This is a genomic window from Pseudomonas sp. EGD-AK9 (genome assembly GCF_000465935.2).
Taxonomy (GTDB): domain Bacteria; phylum Pseudomonadota; class Gammaproteobacteria; order Pseudomonadales; family Pseudomonadaceae; genus Aquipseudomonas.
This window is the reverse complement of sequence record NZ_AVOF01000501.1, coordinates 1-1,748: the sequence shown is the minus strand read 5'-3', so window position 1 is coordinate 1,748 and position 1,748 is coordinate 1. Positions and strand designations below refer to the sequence as shown.

2 protein-coding genes are annotated in these 1,748 nt (G+C 68.5%); one reads left to right on the top strand and one right to left on the bottom strand.

What is annotated here, in order from left to right; translation table 11 throughout:
- Window positions 1–929 (top strand): NAD(P)-dependent oxidoreductase (locus N878_RS19550; protein WP_021445245.1); only part of this gene is annotated, 929 nt, incomplete at its 5' end.
- A 103-nt stretch (window positions 930–1,032) separates the two neighbouring features.
- Here the strand turns inward: N878_RS19550 and N878_RS19545 are convergent.
- Window positions 1,033–1,323, bottom strand: a complete 291-nt coding sequence (locus tag N878_RS19545; RefSeq protein ID WP_021445244.1) for a hypothetical protein — start codon at window positions 1,321–1,323, stop codon at window positions 1,033–1,035.
- Window positions 1,324–1,748 lie beyond the last annotated feature (425 nt).

Here is a 1,748-nt window from a genome sequence, read left to right as displayed (position 1 = left end):
AACAGGGCCTGGCGGTGCGGGTCACCGGCCGCCGCGCCGAGGGCGTGCAGCACCTGATCAAGCGCGGCGCGGAGTTCGTCCAGGGCGATCTCGGCGACGCCGATCTGGCCCTGGCGCTGTGCCGCGACGTCGAGGCGGTGGTGCACTGCGCCGGCGCGGTGGGGGTGTGGGGCGACTACGCGCATTTCCACCAGGCCAACGTGACGGTCACCGAGAACGTCATCGAGGCCTGCCTGAAGCAGAAGGTGCGGCGCCTGGTGCACCTGTCGTCGCCGTCGATCTATTTCGATGGAAAATCTCATGTCGATGTTCGCGAGGAGCAGGTGCCCAAGCGCTTCTCCGATCACTACGGCAAGACCAAGTACCTGGCCGAGCAGCAGGTGTTCGCCGCCCAGGAGTTCGGCCTCGAGGTGATCGCCCTGCGCCCGCGCTTCGTCACCGGCGCCGGCGACACCAGCATCTTCCCGCGGCTGATCGGCATGCAGCGCAAGGGCCGCCTGGCGATCATCGGCAACGGCCTGAACAAGGTCGACTTCACCAATGTGCACAACCTCAACGACGCCCTGCTCAGCGCCCTGCTGGCCGCCGGCCCGGCGCTGGGCCAGGTGTACAACATCAGCAACGGCGCGCCGGTGCCGCTGTGGGACGTGGTCAATTACGTGCTGCGCCGCCTGGAACTGCCGCCGGTGACCCGCCATGTGCCTTACCCGCTGGCCTACGCCGCCGCCTGCCTCAACGAGGGCGTGTGCAGGCTGCTGCCGGGGCGCCCGGAGCCGAGCCTGTTCCGCCTCGGCGTGGCGGTGATGGCCAGGGATTTTTCGCTGAATATCGACCGCGCGCGGCAGTACCTCGACTATGAGCCCAGGGCCAGCCTGTGGGATGCGCTGGACGAGTTCTGCACCTGGTGGCAGGTGCAGTCGCGCGTCTGATCAAGCGCGGTCGCAGGTCGTCCGGCAGGCGCGGCTTCAGCCGCGAACAGCCTTGAGCCCGGCAGAGTCGGCGCGGCCAGGCGGAGTGTCGCCTGCCAACCACTCAGGCATAGACGCGCTGGCCGCGATAGATGCGCACCGAGCCGCTGGGCGCCGCCTGTGGCAGCGCCACGCTGGCCACCGGCTTGGCGGCGGGCGTTGGCGGGCGTTGATCGGCGAGTTCGGCCAGGCGCTGGCCGAGCCGACGGGTTTCTTCGTCGCTCGACTGCAGGCAGCCGCCGAGCATGGCGATCACCGCATCGCTCTGGCTCAGGCGGATATCCAGGGCCAGTTCGTCGCGCAGCCGGCGACGCAAGGCTTGCATGCAGTCCAATAGCGCTTTGTTCAGTTCCATGCCGCTTCCCCCAGGTTGGTTGAAGGGTCACCCCTGGCCTCGTCCTGACGCCTGTGTGACCGGGCCCGGCGTATTCCCTCGCCCGGCTGCCCATCGCCCGCGGCGCCGTGCCGCGGAGCACGAGCGGCTCCAAGGCCGCCCGTCGCTGAACTCGAATGATACTGAGCAAACTGCGTACCAGTTCAAAAAACGCGGAACCACGGGGCTGGCGGCGGGTCGATGAGGCTGTCGCGCCCTTCGTCGGTGCGCCGCGCACCTGCTTGGCGCGGCGCTGATCGGCCATCGGCGAATCGGTATACTGCGCGGCACTTTCGTTTACCCCGTTCCAGACAAAGGTCCGACCATGCGCAACGATGCCCACGACGAGCTCGATCACCTGCCCAGCCTGACGCCCGGGCGCCGCGAGGAATTCGCCGAGCCCCAGG

Excerpts from the sequence above, each read along its gene's own strand:
- N878_RS19545 (WP_021445244.1), bottom strand. The coding sequence starts at position 1,323 with ATGGAACTGAACAAAGCGCTATTGGACTGCATGCAAGCCTTGCGTCGC.